Genomic DNA, 21,993 nt, shown 5'->3' with positions numbered 1-21,993 from the left:
CAACTCGTGGGGTCATCATGCGGTGGGTCCGGCCCCGGACCTGCTCGGCAGCGAGACCGACCGGTCAGGTCACTGTGCGGGGTCCGGCACCGCTCTTCCTCCGGAGTGCTGCTTCCAGCCGGTCGCGGGCCTCGGTCTGGGAGGCAATCCGTTCGTTGAGGACCGCGAGGCGTTCCCGTGCGACCCGCAGTCCTTTGTCCGAGGGCGGCGCGGCGGCCACATCGCCGTCCAGACACGGCAGGAACACGCGCACGTCGTCCAGGGTGAGCCCGGCCGTCAGCAAGTAGCGGATGTTGCGTACGCGCACCGCCACGTGTTCGTCGTAGATGCGGTAGCCGTTGGGGGCCCGTCCGGAGGAGATCAGCCCGGCCTGCTCGTAGTGCCGCAGCGCACGGGCGGATGCCCCCGTCACCCTGGCCAGCTCGCCTATCCGCACCCGTCCCACCTCCGAGGCCACTCCTATCACGCCACGACCGCCCCGCCGTCGACGGGGAACACCGCGCCGGTGACGAACGACGCGGCCGGCGAGGCAAGCAGGCTGACGGCCCAGGCCACCTCCTCGGGGCGGCCGATCCGGCCCAGCGGTGTGTGCGCCATCTGCCACTCCCGTACCGCGGCCATCCGCTCCGGCGTCAGGCCCTGATGGTCACCAATGGGGGTGTCGATCGCGCCGGGGGCGACCGCCACCACCCGGATCCCGCGGGGCGCCAGCTCGACCGCCCAGCTACGGGTCAGCAGTTCCAGAGCGGTCTTGGTCGCCGCATAGACCGAGCTGCCGGGCCAGGCCCGCTGCCCCACCGAGGTACTGATATTGACGATCACCCCGCCCGCCTTCTCCAGGAGTGGCAGCGCGGCCTGGGCCAACAGGATCGGGGCGACGAGATTGGTGGCAAGCTGCACCGCGATCGTCTCCGGCGTCAGCGTGCCCAGGGCGCCGCTGCGCACAATGCCGGCGTTGTTGACCAGCACGTCCAGCCGGCCGTGGGAGTCGAGCACGGCGCGGATGATCCGATCGGGCTCGCCCTCGGCGGTGATGTCGGCAGCCAACGGCACGATCCGGTCGTACCCGGCAGCGGTCTCCTCGAGAAGCCCGGCTCGCCGGCCGATCGCGACCACGAGGGCTCCCTCCACGGCAAAGGCCCGGGCGGTTGACCGGCCGATGCCAGTACCTGCTCCGGTGACGGCGACAACCCTGCTGCTCTGCGGTGCGGTCCTGTTCATGCCGGTCATCGTGCAACCCTGCCGCCAGCGGCAAGGTCAAGCAGCCATGATCAGCGGTTACCAAGCCGGGAGCGTTCGCGGCGTGGTGATACGGGAACGGACAGGCAGCACGTCCCGGCCCTTGTGCCTCGGACGCGGCACCCTTGGTGTATCGCGCTGTTCGGCGCCATCGTTCACCGGCGACGCATCGCCGGAACGTCGGGACATCGGGACGACGGGACGACGAGTCGACGCGGCCGAGTGCGGTGGCGTGGTGCACGGGGTCTATGTCGTGCGCGGTGTTGGCAGGCGCCTCACCGGCAGCGTCCGCGCCTCTACTCGCCGACTGTCCCAGGGCGAACGCGGCGTCCAAGCGCTCGCGCCAGTCCGCGTCGGCGAAGCCGGTGCCCACGAGCAGGTCTCGGAAGTCCTGCTGGGCGAGCTCGAGCAGGCTCAAAGGCCGGCTCGGCCGACGACGTCGCAGGCATCAGCGATCGGTCGGCAGCACCGGTCCAGGCCGCTCTCCCGAAGGATCGTCCAGGGCGCTGGTGGTGCCGATGACGGTCTCGAGGGCGTCGGGCAACAGGTCCCCCTCGCGGTACCAGTCGCGCAGGTGCTCCTCGGTGACGTGCTGGAGGTACTCGGCATCGGGCTTTGTCGCGTGTCGGCGCACCGTCTCCCTGAAGGGCACATCGAGGTAGTAGCAGCGGGAGACGCCGCGGTGGGTGCGCACGAGGTCCTGGAGCATGCTGCCGTAGTGATCGGCGTACAGGATGCCCTCGATGACGACGTGGAAGCCGTTGTCCAGGGCGTAGCGCGCGGTGAGGTCGATCAGGCCGATGTTCGCGGCGCCCGGCCGGTCGTGTTCGCGTAGCACGGTCCGTCGCAGGTTGTCCTGCCCGACGATCGCGAGGTTGCGGCCGAACCTCTCGCGCAGGCGACCCGCGACGGACGACTTGCCCAAGGCGCTGTTCCCCCGGACCACGATCAGACGCGTCTCCTCGGTACCCACCACGCACGGCACGATAGCGGCGTTCCCGTCAGATGTCCGGCGCACCGAGCGACGTGCACGAGCTGGCCGGGTCCATCTCCTTCGACACCGATGGGCCGGAGGGCCGCCCCTTCTTCCGGGTCTGGAGTGGCCTTCTCTTCCGGAAGCCCGACCCCGTACTCGTACTCGTCACGCCGAACGCTGTTGAGGCCGTAGCCGTGTTGGTCGGGCTACTACCCGCTCACGGCGTGAAGAGCCGACCGTAGTGGCACCTTTCTTGCACGGCGATATCGGGAAAGCCCTTTAGCCTCGCGCTTTCATGAAGCGGGCTGTCCGACGGGCGGTCAGGTAAACGAGAAGTGCCTCTGACCAGCAAGAATGAGGATTGTCGAGGTCCTTGTTCCTGCCATGCCGGAGGCACTTCCCAGGTGAAGAAGCGTATCGGGTCCTATCCACGCGTCCGCATCGAGGGCGGTGGTCGCGGAGTGGTGTCCCAGGCCGGGGCCGTGCTGCTGGTCGAGACCGCCCGCAAGGCCGGGCTGGACCAGGCGATATCGACGGCACTGACGCCGTGGCGACGTTCACGGGCAGTGCACGATCCAGGGAAGATCCTGCTGGACGTGGCACTCGCGGTCGCCCTGGGCGGGGACTGCCTCGCGGATGTCGGGATGCTGCGGGCCGAGCCGGCCGTGTTCGGGCCGGTGGCGTCCGACCCGACCGTCTCCCGGCTCGTCGACACCCTCGCCGCCGCCGGGCCGAAGGCCCTGTCCGCGATACGGGCCGCGCGGGCCGAAGCCCGCGAGCGCGTCTGGAGCCTGGCCAAAACCGCGGCTCCTGACGCGGGCGGGCAGGTGATCGTGGACCTGGACGGGGTCCTCGTTCTGGCCCACTCCGAGAAGCAGGACGCCACCGCGACCTGGAAGAAGACCTTCGGACACCACCCCCTGATGGGGTTCGTCGACCACGGAAGCAGTGGCAGCGGGGAGCCGGTGGCCGGCCTGCTCAGGCCCGGCAACGCAGGCAGCAACACCGCCGCCGACCACATCACCACCACCCAACTCGCCCTGGCCCAGCTGCCGAAGAAGTACCGGCGCGGACGCCGGACGCTGATCCGTACCGACTCAGGAGGCGGCACCCACGAGTTCGTCGCCTGGCTCGCCCAACGCGGCCGGTGGCTGTCGTACTCGGTCGGCATGACCATCACCGAGCAGATTCACCAGGCCGTCCTCAAGGCCCCCGCCTCGGCCTGGACGGCGGCGACCGAGCCCGGCGGCGAGATCCGGGACGGGGCCTGGGTCGCCGAACTGTCCGGCGACTGCCTGAAGGGCTGGCCGAAGGGAATGCGGCTGATCGTGCGGAAGGAACGGCCTCACCCCGGCGCCCAGTTGCGGATCACCGACGCCGACGGCCTGCGGCTCACCGCGTTCGCCACCAACACCACCGGCATCCCGATCGCCGCACTCGAACTGCGGCACCGCCGGCGAGCCCGGGCGGAGGACCGCATCCGTGCCGCTCGCGCCACCGGCCTGCGCAACCTGCCCCTGCACGACACCAAGCAGAACCAGATCTGGCTGGAGATCGTCCAGATCGCCCTCGACCTCCTCGCCTGGATGCCCATGCTCGCCCTGACCGGCGAAACCCGCAGGTGGGAACCCCGCCGCCTGAGGCTCCGCCTCTTCTCCGCCGCCGCCCAGCTGGTCACCACCGCCCGCCGCCGGCACCTGCGGTTCGCCCGCCACTGGCCCTGGACCCACATGATCACCGACGCCCTGGCACGACTCGAAGCCCTCCCGAACCCCGGCTGACCAGCGTGTTCCCGTCCCTGCGAGCAGCACCACCCCCGCCGGAGCCGTGGAACCCGGCGCCCACCCGACGCGACAGCCGGGCCATCAGCCTGACCACCACCAGCCCGAACAACCGAAACGGCCCGCCGAAGAAACCCACGGACCGTCACGAAAGATCGAGGTTAGTCAGCTGTACCGAACCAGCAGATACCGATGAAACGCTGTGGATCTTCTAGGCGTCGCATCTCGTCCGCCACTCGCCGAAGTGTCTCCTCCTTGGAAATTCCCCACGGAAGAAGATCTTCGCCTTCCGCGCTGCCCATGTCCCCGACCTGAATCCCTTGATCCAGCATTCCGGAGATCAATCGCAGGGTTTCTTGACGAATCTCGGACTCTTTTGCCGAGTCACCAGCGAGGCATTCCGCGGAATCGCGTACCAGGAAGAAATAGACCGGACTCATCCTGGCGTAGTCCACCAGATAGTTCAGTTCCTCTAGGTACCCCTGATTTTCGCTCACCAGCACCACTCCAAAGCGTCGCATATACCGCCCCAGACCAACTCCTGGAGCGTGGCCGTGGTCGCCCCTCGGGAACCCTCACATCCTGCGAAAATGAAGCGGCCCTCCGTGGCTCGACCTGGCAGTCCTGTCCAGCCAGGGGTACTGCCGCCCCCTGCAACACCCCTGGAGTGGCTGAATCACCTACACCGGCGAAGGGGTGGATCATTTATAACAACACACCGAGCTGGAACGCCCGGAGGGTTCATGCCCTGACGGGGAATGCCGGGTCAGTGAGGTTTTCTCTATGAAGATCACTTCCAGCGCTGGTTGAGGACGAGTGCGGAGCGGGTGATGTCGCCGATGCGGCAGGGGCTGAGTGTGATGCGCTTGAGCGCGCGCCAGCGTTCCTTGAGCTCGGCGGCGGCACGTTCCCCCAGGGCTCGGACGTACCTGATCAGGGCGTTCGTCATCCGGATGTCGATGTGGAGGGCTTGCTCGGAGCGGCCTGTCGGGCGGCGGACCGGGACACGAATGCCGATGCCCGCCCCGATGTAGCCCTTATCTGCCAGGGTCGGCAGGCCCTGGGCAGCCGCCTTGTAGAGCGCGGGCAGGACGTGGATCCGGGCCGCAGTGATGTCAGGCGTCGATCCGGGCTCAACCTCGGATACCCACAGCGGAGTGCCGTCCGGGGCGGACAGAAACTGCACGTTGGCGCCGAACGCCTTGTGCTTCTGGCTGAACCACAGGTCGTTGCCGTTCTCGCGCTCCCCGGAGACGCGGTCCGACTCGATCAGGGTGCCATCCAGGATCACGTGCGTCATTCCTTCCTCCTGGCAGCGTGTCAGGACGTCGTGCAGGTCGGGGGCCTGGTCGGCAAGGACGTCGATGCCCTCGTGCAGGTAGCGGTAGCCAGTGGCCTGCGAGATCCCGGCGTCTCGCGCCAGGCAGTGCACGCAGCCACGCTCCCGGAACCAGCGCAACACCAGCACGGCCTGCCGGAACGGCCCGAGCGCCCGCGAGCCGCGCGGAGTGCCGATTAGGCGGCGGTGCGCGGCCAGTAGGCGGGCGAGGTAGTCCACGACCTGGCGGGGGACATCGAGCGTGGCAACATAGGTGACCAACGTGAAGCCTCTTGGTTACGAACATGATCTTGTGGTGAGACCTGTCCTACCAGGGATTTCACGGCAGTTCCGACTCAGGTGCACCACGACGGGGGCCAACAGTGCAGGAGCTCAGTTCCGCAGTCGTGCTCGTTACTGGAGTCATGGCCTCAGGGAAGTCCACCGTCGCCCAGTTGCTGGCCGAGCGGCTCCCACGCTCCGTGCACCTGCGCGGCGACAGCTTCCGGCGGATGATTGTGTCCGGTCGCGAGGAGTTCACGCCCCAGCCGACCGCCGAGGGAAGGGCTCAGCTGCGACTGCGCTACCAGGCATCCGCCGCGGTCGCAGACCTGTACGCGCAGGCGGGATGGACCGTCGTCGTCCAAGACGTCGTTCTCGGCGAGCACCTGGATGCCTACCTTGACGCCGTGAAGGCGAGGCCCCTGTATCTGGTCGTCCTTGCCCCCCGCCCCGAAGCAGTCGCAGCGCGTGAGGCCGGCCGCCACAAGAACGGCTACGGCGGCCCCTGGACGGTCGACATTTTGGACGACGCACTACGCCGGGACACCCCGCTCCGCGGACTCTGGCTGGACACGTCGAACCAGACACCCCACCAAACCGTGGAGCAGATCCTCGCCGACCTCGCCACGGCTCGCATCGTCGGCTGAGAGATCCCATCAGAAGGTCGCTGAGAAAACCTCAGTGGGTGGCGCCGAGTTCGATGCAGAGGACTCCGACGGCGATGAGACCGATGCCTGCGCCCATGACCTTGGTCAGGGGTTCGTGGAACAGGATGCGGGAGGCGACAGCGGTCAGGGCGACGCCGCTGGCGGCCCAGATTCCGTAGGCGACGCCGAGGGCCAGGCCGCCGTCGAGGGCCAGGGTGAGGCAGCCGAACGCGGCCAGGTATCCGGCAACGGTGCCGGCGAGCCACTTGGTGCCGCCGCCGTGGGAGGCCATCCGCAGGCACAGGGTGGCGGCGACCTCGGTCAGGATGGCGCCGATGAGGAGAATCCAGGTCACGAGGCCGCTCCTTGCGTGTCCTGGTTCTGACGGGCGTGCGCGGCCTGCGTGCCGAGTTCGACGCACAGCACTCCGGCGATGACCAGCGCGATGCCGACGCCCATGAGCGCGGTGAGCGGGTCGCCGAAGATGAAGGTGGCGAGGACGGCGGTGAGCGCGACACCGGAGGCGCCCCAGATGCCGTAGGCGACGCCGAGGGGCAGGCCCGCGCGCAGCACCAGGGACAGCACGGTGAAGGCGCCGATGTAGCCGGCTGCGACGACGAGGTAGAGCGCCGGGTGGTCGAGCGCTCCGCGCAGCGAGAGGGTGGCGGTGACTTCGAGCAGGATCGCCGCCACGAGGAGCAGCCACTTCTTCATCGGGAAGTCTCGTCTTTCAGGAGGTCTTCGGTCACGGCCAGGAGTTGGAGGCGGTCGCGGTCGGGCACGGGGAAGACGCTGGTGGCGGCGGCCGTGCAGTAGCCGTCGGCGAGGAGCCGGGCGGCGGTGAGCCGGGCTCGCTCCGTGTCCGGCAGGGTGTCGGGCAGGGTGATCCAGGGCTCGATGCGGCGCACCCAGGTGTCGGTCAGCGCGGTGCGGTAGTGGGCGTCGGCGCAGATCGCGAAGTCCGCCCGGTCGAACGGGGCATCGAGTGCGACCTCGACGTAGGCGCGGATGCGCTGGTGCGGTGACGCGGTCTCCAGCGGCCTGCTCAGCCGGTCGCGCAGCAGCTGCACCCATCGGTCCGCGACATGGTCGACCACGGCGAGCATCAGGGCTTCCTTGGTCGGAAAGTGGTACATCAGCCCGGGCTTGGTGAGCCCGGCCTGCTTGGCCGCCGCGTCCAGGGTGATCGACCCGCCGCCCTCGATGCGGAGAAGCTCCAGCGCGCCGTCCAGGATCAGGCGCTTCACGTTTCTTGCCATGACTCTACTTTACCAACCGGAAGGTAAAGTTGATAGGCCGTGCGCCGCGGCAGCCCTGACCGGACCGCACGGCATTGGGCGGATCACGGCACCCGGGTCCGGTCGAGGTCGCCGCCGCGGCAGAAGGCAGCAGCCGCAGTGGCTGTCAGAGCCGGTGAAGGCCAGGCCCGTTCACCAAGGGCATCACCTCGCCCTCGCCCCCCGGTGTCGGGCAGGAAGACCGCGACCACCGGTCGCGGAAGGCTGCGGGACCTGACGCATACGCAGGTGGCCGGCTCCGTACCCACACCGCCGGCACGACGTGGCCCCCTGACATCGAGGGCCGCGAGGAGGTCGAAGCGCGGATCACCGTGCGCAGGCGTTGCTGATGGAGGTAGGTTCTGGAGCGATTCGTTGCGGAGTGGGGCCGACGAGGAGAGGGCCGTGGCCAAGGTCAATATCAGTCTCGATGCCGAGTTGGTGGTGGAGGTGATGGTCCTGGCCGGCGTCGCGTCGCCGCAGGACGCCATCGAGGTGGTCGTGCGTGACTACATCGCTCGCGGTCATCGCACCGAAGCGCGCGTCGAGCTCACTGACCGGAAACTGCGCGAAGTCGAGGTCAAACCGCAGGACCCGCAAGGCTGACCTTCGATACGCCATGCCGGCAGCGGGACAGCCGTTCCCCGGCTCGGACAGCGACGGCGCGGCAACGCCGGGAGCAGAATCCGCGCTCTGCAGCACAGGCCTCCGGCGCCGCCCCAGCTGCGGTGGCCTGAGCCTGTCCCGGCAAGCCCCGTACCGAGAAGAACGAGTGCAGCCGGAGCCAGGAACGGCATCTGCCGCCCTCACGGTCGAGGTCATCGATGAAGTACCCGCAGAGCCCTGCACACTTCGGGGACAACGCCGAGGATGTGGGGTCACTGTCCCGGTGGCAAGCCGGTGAAGACGTGTGCGGGCGGGCGACAATCCGGCGACGGTACTGCAATTGTGTGCGCTGACAGATCGTCGGATCCTGAAGGGCGTCACCACTCATGCGCATGAACCGTCTCACCACCGTCGTCCTGGCCGCCGCGCTCAGCTGCGCCGGTGTGCTCGTCGTCGGCCCCGCGGCCAGCGCGTACGCCGCGTCCGGATGCCAGTACAAGGTCCTGTGGCCGACCGCCGGTGTGTACGAGAACCCGAACCCGAACAGCGTGGTCGTCAAGACCAAGCACGCCGGTGACATCGTCGGCGCCTCGACCTGCGAGGGCGCCAGCTACAACGAGTACGGCTACGTCCTGGTCGCCACCGACGCGGCAGCCGACGGCCGCGGCTGGATGCGCGCCGAGGCCGTCGTCCAGATCTGACACACCCGCGCGCGGCTCCGGGGCCGAGCCCGTTCGCCTCCTGGTCCCCCGCCACAGCGGGTGCGGCCACCGCGGGGACGGCGGGACGGGCCGCTCCGGGGCCGCCGGGGCCGCCGGTGCCGGCGCTGCTCGCCGGCCCCGGCCCCCGAGCGCGGGGCGGGCACTGTGGGCTCGGTGGGGACCAACTGCTTGTGCGCGGCCGTGTAGGGGACGGGAAGCTCGCGGATCGCTCCCGAGCGGCTCCCCCGACCGGCTGAGCGTTGCGGTCGGCCCGAGCCGATTCACCTTCTCCACCGCGGCCGATGAGTTCGCGGCTCCCGGCCGGTCCAAGCTTGTGACACCAAGGAAAGGACACCGCCATGTCAGAGCTTCTCGTCGACTTCATCACCTCCCTCGACGGCTACGCGTCAGGAGAAGGATGGCCCGGGTTCTGGGGCCTGGAGGGCCCGGAGTACCTCGCGTGGCTCGGCGAGCAGCCCGAGGTCACCTACCTGATGGGAGCGAACACCTACCGCCTGATGTCGGGCTTCGCCGCAGGCGAGGTCCCGACCGGCCAGGACGAGTTCAGGCCCGAAGAGGAGGCGTCCGTCGACGAGCTCACGAGGGCTTCCAAGGTCGTGTTCTCCTCCTCTCTCGAGGAGCCGTTGACCTGGGCCAACACCACGCTCGTCCGCGACGACGCCGTCGAGGCCGTCCGCGCCATGAAGGCGAGTGGCTCGGGGCTCCTCAGCACGATCGGCAGCCTCAGCCTGGGCCGGTCCCTGCTGCGAGCCGGACTCGTCGACCGCTTCCGGGTCGTGATGTTCCCGGTGATCACCGGGGCCACCGGTGCAGAACGCATCTACGACGGCTATCCGGACGTCGCCCTGGAGATGATCGAGCACCGCACCTTCGACGGCCGCACCCAGCTCGTCGAATACAAGCCCCGCGTGCTCGACCACCCGCCGCTCGGCGCACCTGCGTGACAACTTCCTGGCGGACGGCGGCGGTCAGCCGGTCCGACTGCGGCAGGAACACCCTGAGATGGCCTCCGGCCTGATGGAGACCGGCGGGCCGCCGGGCCATCACCGGTCGGCCCGCGCCGCCCATCAGCGCGGGCATCGCCCGGCCCCATTCGATTGCCTTCGGTACCCGGCACGGTGTGGCATACCGGGCATGAGCAGAATGGCGCAGGTCATCGTGTTGGCGCGGTACGAGGACGAGGTGATGGAGCCGCTGACGCGGCCGGACGAGGCCCGTACCTGGCGCGGCTGCTTCGTGCGGGTTCCCTGGTTCGTCGGGGGCTGGTACGTCGAGTTCGAGAGGTGGCAGGAGCGCCGGGGTGTGCTCAGGGACCTGGAGTCGCTCCCGTGGAACGAGCCCGCCTGTGTGCAGGTCATGCTGCACGACGAGGACGACGACGTGTTCGGCCTGTGGATGCTGCGCGACGGGGTCCTCGTCGAGATGGGCATCCCCGGCATTCAGCGGGTGCACACCGCTGTCCGATCGCAGGAAAGGAGCCCTGGCTTCCTGTCAACCAGAGCCGCTCGCCGGACGTCCGTTTGAGATTCGGGCACAGGTGCCGGGGTCGGAGCGGGCCCCGTGCGCGCCCCGCTCCTGTCAGGAGGCGGGTTCGTCTTCCGCGGGCGCGTCGTAATGGACGGTGCCGTCCTCGTCGAGGCGCGGGTGGAGCGCCTTGGGGGTGTGGGTGCTGGTGTCGGACGGGCGGGGGCCTTCCGGGCCGTCGGGGCCCCAGCGCAGGAGGCGTCGCGAGCGGGCGATGCGGTAGACGGTGTTGTGGGCCTCGACCTGGTCGCAGCGGCCGACGCGCAGCCTGTCCGCGGCCTTAGCGAGTGCGTTGAGCGCCGCGGCTGCCGCGTCGGTGGTGCCGGCGGGCGGGTGGCGGGCATCGGCCGTGCGGTCGGCGCCGAAGGGAATCAGGCCGCGGGAGCGGGGCTCCATCCAGGTCAGGCCGAAGTCCAGGGTGCGGCGGGCGTCGTGGGCGGTGGCGTGCAGGGCGCTGCCCGGTGACCAGGGGCCGTCGCCGGAACGTTCGGCGATCTGGAAGGCTGCCGGCATCAGCAGGACGTCCGGATGGGTTTCCACCGCCCGTGCTGAGTCGGCCAGGACATGGGCGGGGAACCGGGACCCGCTGTAGGCCAGGGGGCGCAGGGCGAGGCGCTCGGCCGCCTGCAGCGGGGACAGGGGTGCGTCCGGGTCCAGGACCAGGCCGTCGTCGATCCGGGGACTGCGGGCGCCCGCGTCGGTGCTCCAGTCGGGGACGGGAGGTTCGGGATCGGTGGGCCGCGGCGTCTCGATGTCGCCCTGCGCGTCGACGGCCGCGTACTCCTCGGCCCGCACCACGCGGTAGACGGTGCCGAGCACAGTGAGTTCGTCGACACACTCCTTCTCCAGCCGGGCGACCGCGGCCAGCAGCGCACGCCGCTCCCCGCGGGCCTGCGCCTCGTCCTTCGCCCTGAACCAGAGCAGGGAGTTCAGCGCGTCGCGGGCCTGTTGCGGACAGCCGTGGGTGACCTCGACGACCACCCGCCACCGGCGCCCGCCTTCCGTCTCCCGGTCCTGCACGGCGATGCCGAACAGCGGCCCCCGCACCGCCAGAGAACTGTGGCTGGCCGCGGCGTCGAGGGCATCGGCCTCCATCGCTGCCTCCACCGGCTCCACCGGAACCCGCACCACCACCGGTCCCGGGACCGATCCCGCGTTCTGTTCGCTCACGCCACCATCCTGGCGGCCCCCGCGCGCTCACACCGCCGATTCACCGGATCTCCGCCCGATTCGGGGTCGGTCCGGTGTCGGCCTTGCGGGTTCCGGCAGGTGGGCGGTGGGTGTCGTTGCCGGGTTCCGGCATGGGATCGGCGTCCGTGGGCGTGTGATGCTGCGGGGCATGGGGTGGAGTTTCAAGGTGCACAGTGCCGTCGCGCTGGGGTTGGGCGCGGTGCTGCTGACGGCGGCCGCGCTCACCTGGCTGCCGGGGATGCTGCCGTGGGCGGGGGTGCGCTGGTTGGCCGTGCTGCTGCTCGTGGCGGCCTTTCCGGTCGTCGTGGCGGCGGTGGTGCGGGGCGTCCTCGCGAAGGCGGACCGGTGGACGCTCCTGATGGCGTTGCGGTGCCTGCCGGGCCGGGTGCAGGTGGTCATGGTCGCCTTGGCAGCGCTGGGGCTGGCAGTCTCGTTCGGCCCGGGAGGCGGGGACGGACATCTCCAGGGGCCGGAGATCCGTGACGGCCGGTACACCGCGTTCAGCACCGCCCCGCACGCGCGCGGCACGGTCGAGATCACCCGGGCCCAGTACCTGACGGTGCTGGAGAACGACCAGCGCCTTCTGCTGGGCATCCCCGGGCTGCTGCTCGTCGGCGCGGCGTGCGCGGTCCTGGCGGCCGGTGAGATCCACCGAGCAGACCTGCGAGCGCGATGAGCGCCTCATGCCCGGTGCGGGTGGGAGTCGAGCTTGCGTTGAGGTTCTGAGGTCCGGAGAATGCGCTACTGATCAAGCACGTCATGTGCGAGAGGCGTGGTCAGCGCCTGTTCCTCACGAAACAGCCGATCAATGGTAGCCGTTGGCAGCTGTGCCTGTTCGCGAGAACACATCACCCGGAGCACAGTGGAGGTCGCCATGGCGTACCAGTGGAGAGCGCGGAAGCCCGCAACGAGGAGACGGGGCGGCGGGCGGAGAGGTCTCGGCGCTGCCCTCTGTGTGGCGCTGTCCTGGACTGCGGTTGCCTGTACCGGATCTGCGCCCCGTCCCGCTGATGACAGGCCTGCGGTCGCCGCCACGGCGTCTTCATCGCCTGCGACGGACTCGGACTACCCCGGAGTCACGCACGAGGAGAAGTACCGGGACGCGGAGAAGGGTGTGGAAGCGGCCCTGCAGGAGAAGTACGGCTCCCAGTGGCGCAAGGACTTTGCCGATGTCTCGGTCCACGACGCCATCGTGAGGGTGTTCACGACGTGGAGTCCAGGCGCGGAGGCGCGCCGGCGTGGTGCGGCCGTGTGCGACACCGTCGCGTCGCATGTGCACGAGCGTGCGCCCGAGGGGCAGTTCCCCTCGGGAACCGAGATCATCGTTTACACCGAGGAGAGCGATTCCGGTAACACGATGGCCTATCTCGACGTCGCGGAAGGGAAGTGCCGGGCGACACCCGCTTTTGGGGGTTAGCGATCGACGATGCGCGTCCTGAGTGTCACCTCGGCGGGACCGGGCGGTCGTAGACGTTGTCCGGTGTCACGATCTCGGTGATGGCCCGGGCGAGCGGGGTGCTCGGTTCCACTCCCCCGGTGGTGATGTCGGTGTTGAGCATGAGCACCAGAGTCGCCTGCTGCGAGGGCAGGTACACGGTCACGGTCTCGTAGCCCGGGATGCTGCCGTTGTGACCAACCCAGCCGCCCGTCTCGAAGATGCCGAGCCCATAGCTGGTGCCGGGGAATCCGGTCGGCAGTGTCGTGAGGCGCTCCGCCTGCGTCCGCGGGCTGAGCAGCTCGCCGGTGGCGACGATCCCGGCCCAGCGGCGCAGGTCGTGGAGGTCGGAGATCATCGCGCCGGCCGCCCAGGCCCAACTGGGGTTCCAGTCGGTGGAGTCCTCGACCGCGCCGGTCAGCGTCTGGTTGGTGTAGCCGCGGGGGTGGGGTGCGGAGAACGAGGCGTCGGCGGGGAGCAGGGTGTGGTGCAGGCGCGCGGGGCGGAGCACCCGCTGGTCGAGGAAGTCGGCGAGGCGCCGGCCGCTGACCTTCTCGACGACCAGGCCGAGCAGGACCAGGTTGGTGTTGGAGTACTGGAACCGGGCGCCCGGTGCGAAGGTGTTGTCGTGCCGGTAGCCGTAGCGGAGCACCTCCCGCGGTGTGAACGAGCGGCTCGGGTCGCGGAACAGTGCCTGCTGGAACCGGGCGTCGGCGGTGTAGGGGAACAGGCCGCTGCGCATCCCGGCGAGGTGGCGCAGGGTGATGTTCTCGCCGTCCGGTACGCCGTCGACGTAGTCGGCGATGGGGTCGTCCAGGCCGACCAGCCCGTCGTCGACGAGTTCGAGGAGCGCGGTAACCGTGAAGGTCTTGGTCTCGCTGCCGATGCGGACGAATCCGTTCTTCGACATTGGCCGGCCGGTGGCGGTGTCGGCGACGCCGCTCGCGCGGACGTAGCTGCCCTTGCCCGGCATCCACAGCCCGACGACGACGCCCGGGATGCCGGCCTGCTGCCGGACCTCCTCGATCGCCTTGTCCAGCCTGGCCACCGTCTCGGTGCCGAGTCCGTCGGGCGGGCAGTCGTCCCGCGGGCCGTGCCGGTCGGCGGCCGCGGCGGGCACGGCCGTTGCTGGGGCCGTCGTCACGGGGGCCAGTACGGATGCCACGAGGAGTGCCGCGGCGAACAGGCGCCGGGAGGGGGAACGTCGCATGCGGGGATGCCTCTTCCGGGTCAGGGGCTCTCGGACGGCAACGTCACCACCTCGGCACCGGGCTCAGGGCACGTGCCGGAGGGATTCCGGCCGAGTCCACTCGTTCGGAGCCGCGCGTGCGCGGCGGCCGGTTCGCAGGGCTCGGCGATCAGGCGGGCGGGCATGCGGTCCGGGCGCGGCGGACCACGTCGTCCGTTCGCAGACTCCCGTTTGCGCCCCGCTCGCCGCTCGTGACGCCCGCGCCGCGGCCGGCGCCCGAGGCCGGGCCGTCAGGGGGTCGGCGCCGGTGCGGCGCGCCGGCTGCGGGCGTAGCGTCGGGCCAGGGGTTCGCCGCTGAGGCCGTGGACGACGATGCTGACCATGACGGTGATGACCATGACGCGGGAGATGAAGTTGCCCCCGCTCGCGCCGCGCAGTTCCAGGGCGGCGAGCAGCCCGAAGACGACCGAGGTCACTCCCCTGGGCCCCATCCAGCCGAGGAACAGCCGGTCGGTCAGGGACAGGTCCGTGCCGATGAGCGCGAGCATGACGGGCACGATGCGTACCAGGCTGACGGCGAGGAGCGCGTAGAGGACGACCGAGAGGTGGAAGCCGTCCCAGAACTCATCGGTGACGATCTGTCCGAAGAGGAACCAGAGGGCGAGCGTGAGGAGGGTGACGAGGTCGTCGGTCATCTCCACGGCGTTCTCCGGCATGTGCCGCATCGCGGGCGCGATGCAGACACCGGCCACGAACGAGGCCACGAAACCGTTGCCGCCCAGCGCCGACGACAGCGTGTACGCGGCGACGGGCACGCTCAGGACGCCGAGGCGCATCGCCGCCGGCTGCGCCCAGCCTTTCGCCCAGGACGCGCGGAGCAGCCATCCGGCCCCGTAGCCGACGAGTGAACCGGCGCCGAGCGCCCAGGCCGCTGCGCCGACGGCGTCGAGGACCGCCTCGGCATAGTCGTCGCCTCCCGTGTGGGCCTCCGCCGCGGCGGCCACGCAGAGCAGGAACACCGGCGACACGATGCCGTCGTTCAGGCCGCCCTCGACGTTGAGCACCTCCCGGAGCCGGGCCGGGATGCGGTGGTCGCGCACCACGGCGGCGGTGGGTGCGAGGTCGAGCGGGACGACGACGGTGGCGAGCACCGCCAGGACCCAGCCGGGCCGATCAGGGAAGAACGCGAGCGCGGTCAGGAAGGCGGCGGCCAGGGTCAGGGGCAGCGCGCCCCCGAGGAGGCGGGCCACGACGCGGCGTTCGCGTCGGATGGCGCCCGAGGGGACCTCGGTCGCGTCGACGAAGAGCAGCAGAGCGAGGACGACTTCGACCGCGTGCTCGAACCCGGCCATGTCGCCGAAGTCGAAGACGAGGGCCGGGTCCGAGCCGCTGGTGAGGGCGATCCCGGCGCCGAGCATGGCGATCGGTGCGGTGATGCTCCAGCGCGCGAGCCGGTGCGACAGGACACACCAGGCGAGCAGCACGGCCGCGATGACGGTGACGGCGAGCAACGGCTTCGGCGCTTTCGGAGAGGAGCGGCTGACGCAGGCACGGTAGTGCCGCCGGTGGTTCTCCTCCGGGGAGCACGCCGACGGCCGCGCCGTCAGCCCCCGAACGGCCCCGTGACGCCGGGGAATCCGTCGGCCGTAGCCCCTGCCGTGGGGCAGCGGACGGACGGGACATGACGTCGGCCGGGTGCACGGTCCGGAGCAACTCCTCGGCCCGGGGCGGCCCCAGCGCACCGTCGGGCCGGTGCTTCGGGATCGACGCGCTGCCAGGAGAGGATGCCGCGGTGGGCGATGAGTCCCGCTCCTGCAGGGAGTGGACTTCGGGAAAGCAGGCACGCGGATGGGAGCAGCACGCATGGGACAGCTGATCGTGGTCAACTTCGTCTCGCTGGACGGTGTCATGCAGTCGGTCCTCTCGGCCGACGAGGACCGGGACGGTGGGTTCGAGCAGGGCGGCTGGGTGCTGCCCTATGTCGACGAGGCGGTGGAGCGCTTCATGAGCGAGGCGACGGCCGCTGCCGGAGCCCTGCTCCTGGGCCGCAGGACGTACGAGATCTTCGCCGCGGTGTGGCCGCACGCGGACATGAACGACCCGGCGGTGGCGGCGATGAACGCGATGCCCAAGTACGTGGCTTCCCGCATGCTCAGGGATCCGGAGTGGGATCCGGAATGGGCCAACTCCACCCTTCTCGGCGCCGATCTGGCGGAGGAGGTCAGGCGTGTCAAGGACGCGTCCGCGGGTGAGACGCTAGTGCTGGGCAGCGGAGGGCTGCTGGGAACCCTGATCGAGCACGACCTCGTCGACGAGTACCGGCTGCTGGTGTTCCCTCTCATCCTGGGCGGCGGAAAGCAGCTCTTCGCCGACGGCAGGGGCCTTCGCCGTCTCACGCTCACGGCCACGCGGGCGACACCGTCCGGGGTCCTGATCAACACGTACCGCCGCGCCGACCGCGGCCAAGGGCACACCGCTGCTGTCAGTACCTGATGGCAGCATCACCGATGGGGCGCCGCACGGACGCGGTGCGGGCCCCCGACACCTTCCAGAGCAAGGAGCGTTTCCACCGATGACCGCACAGCTCGCCCGCCCTGAGCGCGGCGCTCCCCGGACGGCTCGGACGGCCTCGGCCGGGGATGTCCCGCCGTTCCCGCCTTCTCTCGTCAAGGCGGTGTTCCGGGACGTGACGTCGCTGAATGTCTCCCGGCCGGCCGCGTGGGCCGCCTCGGTGGTGACGCGGACCGTGCTGGCGGAGATCATCGACGGCGCGAGAGGAGCGGCTGCGGAGGAGGCCAGGAGGAGGCTGACTCCCCGGGACCTGATAGCGGCGATCGACCGGAACGTGGAGGTGGAGGTCGGGTCGGGGTGGTACCTCCACAGCCCGACCTTCCACGGCCTGATGGGTGAGCTGTACGACGCCGAGGGTGTGCTCGTGCCTCTGCGTCAGCGTCGCGGACCGCATAAACCGAGGGCCGTGGCCGGCGCCCACCGGTTCGAGGCCGGGGTACGGAAGCTGCTGCGGAGCCGGGGGGCGACGGCGGTCCCGGCGATGGTCCGCGACCTGGACGGCATCGCGAGCGTGTTCATGACGGACCTGGCCCGGGACGCGGCCATGGTCGTCCGCGAGGGCGGGGTCAAGCGTTTCGGGTCGGTGAGCCTGGTGACACCGGGTGAGCCAAACCCGGCTCCGCTCCTGAAGGATCCCCTGCTGGCCGTGTCCACCCGTCGCGGGGACCGGCGGACCGTCGGCGAGGCCGACGTCCTGGCAGCGGTCACGATGCAGTTGTTCGGCGACATCAGGCAGCGCGCCCTCAGCGAGGTGCGCAGGGCGGCACGGAGCACGTCGGTCGGCTGAACGGCACGCCCGGCAGGGCCCGACCCGGCGCCGCCCGCTGGCTTGCGCGGGTACGGGGGGGCGGAAGGCTCGGCGGGACCGCGAGCGGATGCGGAGACGTTCGCGGTCCGCGAAGGTGGGATGGCCGCCTGGGCGATGGGCCGGCACCGGCGTCACGATCGACACGCGCAGTGGCAGCTCCGCATGCCGACCCCATATCCCGGCCCACCGGTTGCGGGGCGGCATCGGTGCATTGCCACCGGGTTCACGGACAGCAGCGCCGGTCCTCACCCCCCGAGACGAGAGGCACAACGTCGTGACCGGTAAGACCTACACCGTGATCCGCAGCAACACGAACGAGCACTCGGTCTGGCCCACGGACACGCCCGTACCGGCCGGGTTCGACGAGGTCGGGGTGACCGGCTCCCAGGAGCACTGCGAAAGCTACGTCCAGAAGACGCACGCCAACCCGCAGGCCACCTCCCCGCATCCGACGCCGGAGGACGACAACCCTCGCTAGCTCTGACCGCAAAGATTCACCGGGTTTGCTGCACTCCTGGCAAGGACTACTTCTTGCGCTGGCTCTCGATCTCGGCAGACAGCACGACCATGTGGTGCAGATGCGTGTAGTACTTGGCCGCGTACTCGTCGTCGATCGCCGGAAGGACCTTCCCGAACGCCGACGTCAGCCGCGTCAGGCGTGCGTGGGCCTGTTCGCTGAGCAGGTCTTCGTGGACGCAGGCGGCGTAGGCATAGGCGTCCGAGTCGAGCATCACCATGTCCCGGCCCTCGATGTCCAGGCCGCGGAAGCCGGGCGGGAACGGCCTGGCCATGTGCTCTGCCATCATCTGCGCAAGCGCGTCGAGCTTCTCATCAAGCATGGGGAGATCCTGCCAGGCAACCCGGCGAACCTTTGCGGTCACAGCACTAGTAGGGCTTGGTCATGTTGGTGCAGGGTCCGGTATGTCGCGGTGACAGGTGGGGCAGGCGCCGGTCCAGGTCGCGAGGAGTATCTGCAGCTCGCGGACGACTCGGTAGAGGCTCAGGCCGGCGCCGTCTCTTTTGGGGATCGGCTCAGTCGCTGGAGGGTGCAGAAGGCGTGGGCTACTGAGACAAGGGTGACGTGGTGGTGCCAGCCTGGCCAGGTCCGGCCTTCGAAGTGGGCCAGGCCGAGGGCTTGTTTCATCTCGCGGTAGTCGTTCTCGATGCGCCAGCGGAGTTTCGCCGTGCGCACGAGGACGGGCAGCGGGGTGGTCTCGGGCAAGTTGGAGAGCCAGAACTGCACGGGCTCGTCCTGGTCGGCGGGCCATTCGGCCAGCAGCCAGCGGACCGGAAGCTCGGCGGTGGTCGCGGCCTTGCGGATCTCACGTCCGGCGGGCCGGATCCGCAGGGCCACGAAGCGCGAGTACATGCGCTTGAATCCGCTGCGGCCACTGCCCGGCCGTGATCCTTCCCTCCACTGCACCGGCCGTGCAGAGGATTTGCCGGCCGCGATGACCAGGTCTTTCACTCGCTGTGCCGACTCGGGGTATGCAGGGACCGGCCGCCGGCCCCTGCCGAGGTAGGCCGGGGTCGTAGGCTGTGCGTCCTCGGGGTGTGCGGTGGTTGTGGTCGAGATGCCCACCACGTAGTCGAGTCCGCGTGTCTCAAGGCCGAGCCGGAAGGCGGCGGTGTCCCCGTAGCCGCCGTCGGCGATGACCTGGGGCACTTCGATGCCCCAGGATCGAGTCTCATCGATCATGTCGAGGGCCAGCTGCCACTTCTCGACATGGCCCACCTGGGCAGGGATGGCGCACTTGTTACGGCGGGCGACCTTGGCCGGATCGGCTGTCGGTGAGGCGGGATCCCAGCTCCCTGGCAGGAACAGACGCCAGTTCACCGCCGCGGAGGCGCTGTTGGAAGCCAGGTGGAGCGAGACACCGGCCTGGCAGTTGGTGACCTTGCCCGCAGTGCCGGTGTACTGCCGGGTCACGCACGCCGACGCGTCCCCGTCCTTGAGGAATCCGGTGTCATCGATGACCAGCGCGATGGGCTTGATGACCGGCTGTATGCGCCAGGCCAGCCGGGCCCGCACATGCGCCGCATCCCATGGGCTGGAGGTCACGAAGTGGGCCAGGGCCTGCCGGTTACCTTCCTCGCCAAGGCGGGCGGCCATCGGCTCCACCGACTTGCGGCCGCCGTCCAGCAGCAGCCCCCGCAGATAGACGCCGCCCCACCGGCGCTGATCCGCCCGCGCGAACGGCTCGAACATCTCCGCCGCGAAGTCCTCCAGATCACACCGAACCGCGGCCAACTCCTCGCTCAGCACATCCAGTCAACGACACGGCCGATCAAGAAGACACGCCATGGCAAATCGCACATGACCAAGCACTACTAGCACGCGTCGGGGACGGCCGGCAGCCGCGGGAGGGCGCCGCCCCGTGGTTCCGGGTGCCGCGTGACTCCTGGGGCGCCGGGGATCCGCAATCTTGGTTGCTCCGCCCTTCAGGGCGGGTGAAGGCCATCCTTGACCGGGAGGCGCGTAGCGCCGGATTTCTGTGCATCTCCGGGGTGACAGTCAGGCAGGCCGCTTCTGGTTTTCGATGTACTACTTGACCACCGTCAGCGGTGCCCTTCCGCAGCCCCCGGCGAAGTACGAGCCGGACCACAAGTGTCCACCCCACAGGCACCGGCGCAGGTGGCCGTCGTACTCCGTGCGCAGCATCCGGGCCGAGACGTCCTGGAGCGAGTTGACCAGCTTCGACAGCTGGGTCTTGGGCGGGTAGTGCATCAAGGGACTCGCCCGCACCCGCATGGCCAAGTCCGTGCACGACGCCGGATGGTCGGCGTTCACCACGATGCTCGAGTACAAGGCCGCCCCGTACGGGCGCGCCTTCCACCGCATCGGGCGGTTCGAGCCCACGTCTCAGATCTGCTCGGCCTGCGGCGTCAAAGCCGGCCCCAAGCCCCTCCACACCCAGGTATGGACGTGCAGGGCCTGCGGGACCGGGACATCACGCGACCAACAACGTCGCCAAGGCCGCCGGACTGCCCGTATCAGCCTGCGGAGCGCGGGTAAGACCCGGACTATCCCGGCACAGCGCGTAGAAACAGGAACCCACCCGAAACCCCGTCCAGTAACCACCGGCAGGCAGACGGGAATCTTGGCCCCTTGGGACGAAGAGAAATTCAAAGCGGGAGACGTCCCGTAACGGCGCCGTCGGGGTCGTCGGGGAGGGCGACGCGGACGGTGATGCTCTTGCCGACGGGCCGGCGTTGCACCTCGAAGGCCTGGGCCACGGTCATCACGATCTCCAGGCCGTGCTGGCCGACACGGGCAGGGTCGGCCGCGCGGGCGATGGGGACGACGGGAGCGCTGTCCCAGACGACGACCTCGACCAGGTCGCCGACGATCCGCAGTTCCAGCAGCACCGGCCCCGGGGCGTACTTGCAGGCGTTGGTGACCAGTTCGCTGACGATCAGCTGGGTGAGGTCCATCGCACGGTCCGACACCGGAAGGCCGTGCACGGCCTGGACCCGGGTGAGAAAGTCCGCGGCCATACGGCGGGCGGTGGATATGCAGGAGCTGTCACCGTCCAGAGCGGCGCTGAAGACCGGCTCGCTCGCGGTCGTGTCGAAGCCGCCGACTGGTGCGGGTGCTGTGTCGTCCATGGTCCTCCCCCGGTCCCGTGCCGCATCTGCCCGTCATGTGCCGGGGCAACCGGGGTACGGTCTGCGCCAACCGTGCGGCGCGACGAGGAATGCTACGTCGCACCCGAGTGCCGGCACACATCATCGCCCACCCCGCATGCGTTCTGGAGTCCAAGCGTTTCGCTTCCCGGCTGTTCCGCCTGCCGGGAGCCGAAGACGCTCGCGCCGGCATCGTGGCAGACCAGAGGGCATAAAGGCGCCCGGATCCGTTCACGAGGGCGTGGCGGGCCGGCCAGGGGCCTACCCGGTCATGGCGTTCACGGCAGGGCGTGTGCCACGCTGGCCGGACAAGAGAACGGAGCCGGTGCCGCTACGGCCCGGCTCCTTTGGGTCCGCGGACGTTGCCCCCTCCCCGGGCATCCGCGACCTGCCATGGCCGTCGCCCCACGCAGGTGGGGCGCCTCGACTGTGGGCTCATCACCCCCTGGGAAGGGGGCGCCCACCATGCACATCACCACCGAAGTCCGCGGCAACTGTGCGACGTTGACGCCTCGCGGCGACATCGACTTCGAGCACCTCGATCAGCTGCGCACCAGCCTGGACCAGCTCCCGTCCACCGTGACGGACGTGGCGTGGGATCTGCGCGACACGTTCTTCGTCGACATCGCCGGCCTCCACCTGCTCGGCACCCCGGGCACTCCGGAGCGCGCGACCAGCCTCACCAACCTCCACCCCCAGCACCGACGGCTGCTCACCGTCGCCTGCGAGATCTTCCCCGAAGCCGGCTTCGACCGCTACCTCCAGGGACCCGGCGCACAACGGGCGGCGTGACGGGCCTC

At 69.8% G+C, this 21,993-nt stretch carries 27 protein-coding genes and 1 pseudogene; 13 read left to right on the top strand and 15 right to left on the bottom strand.

Annotated elements, in window-relative coordinates:
* Positions 1 to 64: 64 nt before the first annotated feature.
* The 3 genes from JE024_RS35135 to JE024_RS35125 form a co-directional block, all read right to left on the bottom strand.
* On the bottom strand, positions 65 to 436 hold the full coding sequence (locus JE024_RS35135; protein WP_205378530.1) for a MerR family transcriptional regulator: 372 nt from the start codon (positions 434 to 436) through the stop codon (positions 65 to 67).
* 26 nt (positions 437 to 462) lie between these two features.
* A complete protein-coding gene (locus tag JE024_RS35130) occupies positions 463 to 1,230 on the bottom strand; it encodes an SDR family NAD(P)-dependent oxidoreductase (RefSeq protein ID WP_205377904.1) in 768 nt (255 codons plus the stop codon).
* Between the two features lie 457 nt (positions 1,231 to 1,687).
* A complete protein-coding gene (locus JE024_RS35125) occupies positions 1,688 to 2,212 on the bottom strand; it encodes an AAA family ATPase (protein ID WP_244883633.1) in 525 nt (174 codons plus the stop codon).
* Between the two features lie 407 nt (positions 2,213 to 2,619).
* Between JE024_RS35125 and JE024_RS35120 the strand changes: the two genes are divergently transcribed.
* Positions 2,620 to 3,996 carry an IS1380 family transposase gene (locus JE024_RS35120; protein ID WP_205377879.1) on the top strand — a complete coding sequence of 459 codons (1,377 nt, stop codon included), beginning with the start codon at positions 2,620 to 2,622 and terminating at the stop codon, positions 3,994 to 3,996.
* 161 nt (positions 3,997 to 4,157) lie between these two features.
* Here the strand turns inward: JE024_RS35120 and JE024_RS35115 are convergent, their stop codons facing one another.
* Together JE024_RS35115 and JE024_RS35110 are read right to left on the bottom strand one after the other, a co-directional pair.
* Positions 4,158 to 4,493 carry a hypothetical protein gene (locus JE024_RS35115; protein ID WP_205377903.1) on the bottom strand — a complete coding sequence of 112 codons (336 nt, stop codon included), beginning with the start codon at positions 4,491 to 4,493 and terminating at the stop codon, positions 4,158 to 4,160.
* Positions 4,494 to 4,786: 293 nt separating this feature from the next.
* A complete protein-coding gene (locus tag JE024_RS35110; RefSeq protein WP_205377902.1) occupies positions 4,787 to 5,596 on the bottom strand; it encodes a transposase family protein in 810 nt (269 codons plus the stop codon).
* 101 nt (positions 5,597 to 5,697) lie between these two features.
* Here JE024_RS35110 and JE024_RS35105 point away from each other — a divergent pair, with 101 nt between their 5' ends.
* On the top strand, positions 5,698 to 6,243 hold the full coding sequence (locus JE024_RS35105; protein ID WP_205377901.1) for an AAA family ATPase: 546 nt from the start codon (positions 5,698 to 5,700) through the stop codon (positions 6,241 to 6,243).
* 31 nt (positions 6,244 to 6,274) lie between these two features.
* Here JE024_RS35105 and JE024_RS35100 read toward each other — a convergent pair whose 3' ends face one another.
* The 3 genes from JE024_RS35100 to JE024_RS35090 are packed head-to-tail and all read right to left on the bottom strand — an operon-like array spanning position 6,275 to position 7,502.
* Positions 6,275 to 6,598 carry a DMT family transporter gene (locus tag JE024_RS35100; protein WP_205377900.1) on the bottom strand — a complete coding sequence of 108 codons (324 nt, stop codon included), beginning with the start codon at positions 6,596 to 6,598 and terminating at the stop codon, positions 6,275 to 6,277.
* The gene (locus JE024_RS35095; protein WP_205377899.1) at positions 6,595 to 6,957 is read right to left on the bottom strand and encodes a DMT family transporter; all 363 of its coding nucleotides are present in this window, start codon (positions 6,955 to 6,957) and stop codon (positions 6,595 to 6,597) included. Before JE024_RS35095 ends, JE024_RS35100 begins: the two co-directional genes overlap by 4 nt.
* Positions 6,954 to 7,502 carry a TetR/AcrR family transcriptional regulator gene (locus JE024_RS35090; protein WP_205377898.1) on the bottom strand — a complete coding sequence of 183 codons (549 nt, stop codon included), beginning with the start codon at positions 7,500 to 7,502 and terminating at the stop codon, positions 6,954 to 6,956. Before JE024_RS35090 ends, JE024_RS35095 begins: the two co-directional genes overlap by 4 nt.
* 423 nt (positions 7,503 to 7,925) lie before the next feature.
* On the opposite strand from JE024_RS35090, the gene JE024_RS35085 reads away from it, so the two are divergent.
* From JE024_RS35085 to JE024_RS35070, 4 genes are all read left to right on the top strand, one after another.
* Positions 7,926 to 8,126, top strand: a complete 201-nt coding sequence (locus tag JE024_RS35085; RefSeq protein WP_205377897.1) for a type II toxin-antitoxin system VapB family antitoxin — start codon at positions 7,926 to 7,928, stop codon at positions 8,124 to 8,126.
* A gap of 392 nt (positions 8,127 to 8,518) precedes the next feature.
* Entirely contained in the window at positions 8,519 to 8,827 is a 309-nt protein-coding gene (locus JE024_RS35080) for a glycosyltransferase (protein WP_244883397.1), read from the top strand.
* 359 nt (positions 8,828 to 9,186) lie between these two features.
* Positions 9,187 to 9,792 (top strand): dihydrofolate reductase family protein, encoded by a 606-nt coding sequence (locus JE024_RS35075; protein WP_205377895.1) that lies wholly within the window; start codon positions 9,187 to 9,189, stop codon positions 9,790 to 9,792.
* 190 nt (positions 9,793 to 9,982) lie between these two features.
* On the top strand, positions 9,983 to 10,372 hold the full coding sequence (locus tag JE024_RS35070) for a hypothetical protein (protein WP_205377894.1): 390 nt from the start codon (positions 9,983 to 9,985) through the stop codon (positions 10,370 to 10,372).
* Between the two features lie 54 nt (positions 10,373 to 10,426).
* Here JE024_RS35070 and JE024_RS35065 read toward each other — a convergent pair whose 3' ends face one another.
* Positions 10,427 to 11,542, bottom strand: a complete 1,116-nt coding sequence (locus JE024_RS35065) for a DUF5954 family protein (protein WP_280521582.1) — start codon at positions 11,540 to 11,542, stop codon at positions 10,427 to 10,429.
* Between the two features lie 169 nt (positions 11,543 to 11,711).
* Between JE024_RS35065 and JE024_RS35060 the strand changes: the two genes are divergently transcribed.
* Both JE024_RS35060 and JE024_RS35055 read left to right on the top strand, forming a co-directional pair.
* Positions 11,712 to 12,239, top strand: coding sequence for a hypothetical protein (locus tag JE024_RS35060; protein WP_205377893.1), 528 nt, complete (start codon positions 11,712 to 11,714; stop codon positions 12,237 to 12,239).
* Positions 12,240 to 12,437: 198 nt separating this feature from the next.
* Positions 12,438 to 12,980, top strand: a complete 543-nt coding sequence (locus JE024_RS35055) for a hypothetical protein (protein WP_205377892.1) — start codon at positions 12,438 to 12,440, stop codon at positions 12,978 to 12,980.
* A gap of 25 nt (positions 12,981 to 13,005) precedes the next feature.
* Here JE024_RS35055 and JE024_RS35050 read toward each other — a convergent pair whose 3' ends face one another.
* Positions 13,006 to 14,208 carry a serine hydrolase domain-containing protein gene (locus tag JE024_RS35050; RefSeq protein WP_205377891.1) on the bottom strand — a complete coding sequence of 401 codons (1,203 nt, stop codon included), beginning with the start codon at positions 14,206 to 14,208 and terminating at the stop codon, positions 13,006 to 13,008.
* A gap of 269 nt (positions 14,209 to 14,477) precedes the next feature.
* On the bottom strand, positions 14,478 to 15,698 hold the full coding sequence (locus JE024_RS35045) for a cation:proton antiporter domain-containing protein (protein WP_205377890.1): 1,221 nt from the start codon (positions 15,696 to 15,698) through the stop codon (positions 14,478 to 14,480).
* A 352-nt stretch (positions 15,699 to 16,050) separates the two neighbouring features.
* On the opposite strand from JE024_RS35045, the gene JE024_RS35040 reads away from it, so the two are divergent.
* The 3 genes from JE024_RS35040 to JE024_RS35030 all read left to right on the top strand — a co-directional run bounded on the left by JE024_RS35040 (position 16,051) and on the right by JE024_RS35030 (position 18,044).
* A complete protein-coding gene (locus tag JE024_RS35040) occupies positions 16,051 to 16,680 on the top strand; it encodes a dihydrofolate reductase family protein (protein ID WP_205377889.1) in 630 nt (209 codons plus the stop codon).
* A gap of 79 nt (positions 16,681 to 16,759) precedes the next feature.
* Positions 16,760 to 17,545 carry a hypothetical protein gene (locus JE024_RS35035; protein WP_205377888.1) on the top strand — a complete coding sequence of 262 codons (786 nt, stop codon included), beginning with the start codon at positions 16,760 to 16,762 and terminating at the stop codon, positions 17,543 to 17,545.
* Positions 17,546 to 17,840: 295 nt separating this feature from the next.
* On the top strand, positions 17,841 to 18,044 hold the full coding sequence (locus tag JE024_RS35030; RefSeq protein WP_205377887.1) for an MbtH family NRPS accessory protein: 204 nt from the start codon (positions 17,841 to 17,843) through the stop codon (positions 18,042 to 18,044).
* 46 nt (positions 18,045 to 18,090) lie between these two features.
* On the opposite strand, the gene JE024_RS35025 is transcribed toward JE024_RS35030, so the two are convergent.
* The 3 genes and pseudogenes from JE024_RS35025 to JE024_RS35015 all read right to left on the bottom strand — a co-directional run.
* Entirely contained in the window at positions 18,091 to 18,405 is a 315-nt protein-coding gene (locus tag JE024_RS35025) for a hypothetical protein (RefSeq protein ID WP_205377886.1), read from the bottom strand.
* A gap of 161 nt (positions 18,406 to 18,566) precedes the next feature.
* Positions 18,567 to 19,832, bottom strand: coding sequence for an IS701 family transposase (locus tag JE024_RS35020; protein WP_205374336.1), 1,266 nt, complete (start codon positions 19,830 to 19,832; stop codon positions 18,567 to 18,569).
* Positions 19,833 to 20,111: 279 nt separating this feature from the next.
* Positions 20,112 to 20,297, bottom strand: a pseudogene (locus JE024_RS35015) (transposase); the annotation flags it as partial.
* Between the two features lie 19 nt (positions 20,298 to 20,316).
* Here JE024_RS35015 and JE024_RS35010 point away from each other — a divergent pair.
* Positions 20,317 to 20,715 carry a zinc ribbon domain-containing protein gene (locus tag JE024_RS35010; protein WP_307840733.1) on the top strand — a complete coding sequence of 133 codons (399 nt, stop codon included), beginning with the start codon at positions 20,317 to 20,319 and terminating at the stop codon, positions 20,713 to 20,715.
* On the opposite strand, the gene JE024_RS35005 is transcribed toward JE024_RS35010, so the two are convergent.
* The gene (locus JE024_RS35005; protein ID WP_205377885.1) at positions 20,693 to 21,175 is read right to left on the bottom strand and encodes an ATP-binding protein; all 483 of its coding nucleotides are present in this window, start codon (positions 21,173 to 21,175) and stop codon (positions 20,693 to 20,695) included. The two genes, JE024_RS35010 and JE024_RS35005, sit on opposite strands and share 23 nt — an antisense overlap.
* Before the next feature lie 483 nt (positions 21,176 to 21,658).
* Between JE024_RS35005 and JE024_RS35000 the strand changes: the two genes are divergently transcribed.
* The gene (locus JE024_RS35000) at positions 21,659 to 21,985 is read left to right on the top strand and encodes an STAS domain-containing protein (RefSeq protein ID WP_205377884.1); all 327 of its coding nucleotides are present in this window, start codon (positions 21,659 to 21,661) and stop codon (positions 21,983 to 21,985) included.
* Positions 21,986 to 21,993 lie beyond the last annotated feature (8 nt).

Source organism: Streptomyces zhihengii (assembly GCF_016919245.1).
Taxonomy (GTDB): domain Bacteria; phylum Actinomycetota; class Actinomycetes; order Streptomycetales; family Streptomycetaceae; genus Streptomyces; species Streptomyces zhihengii.
The sequence above is the reverse complement of the archived record's forward strand: the minus strand, read 5'-3'. Positions and strand labels throughout refer to the sequence as shown.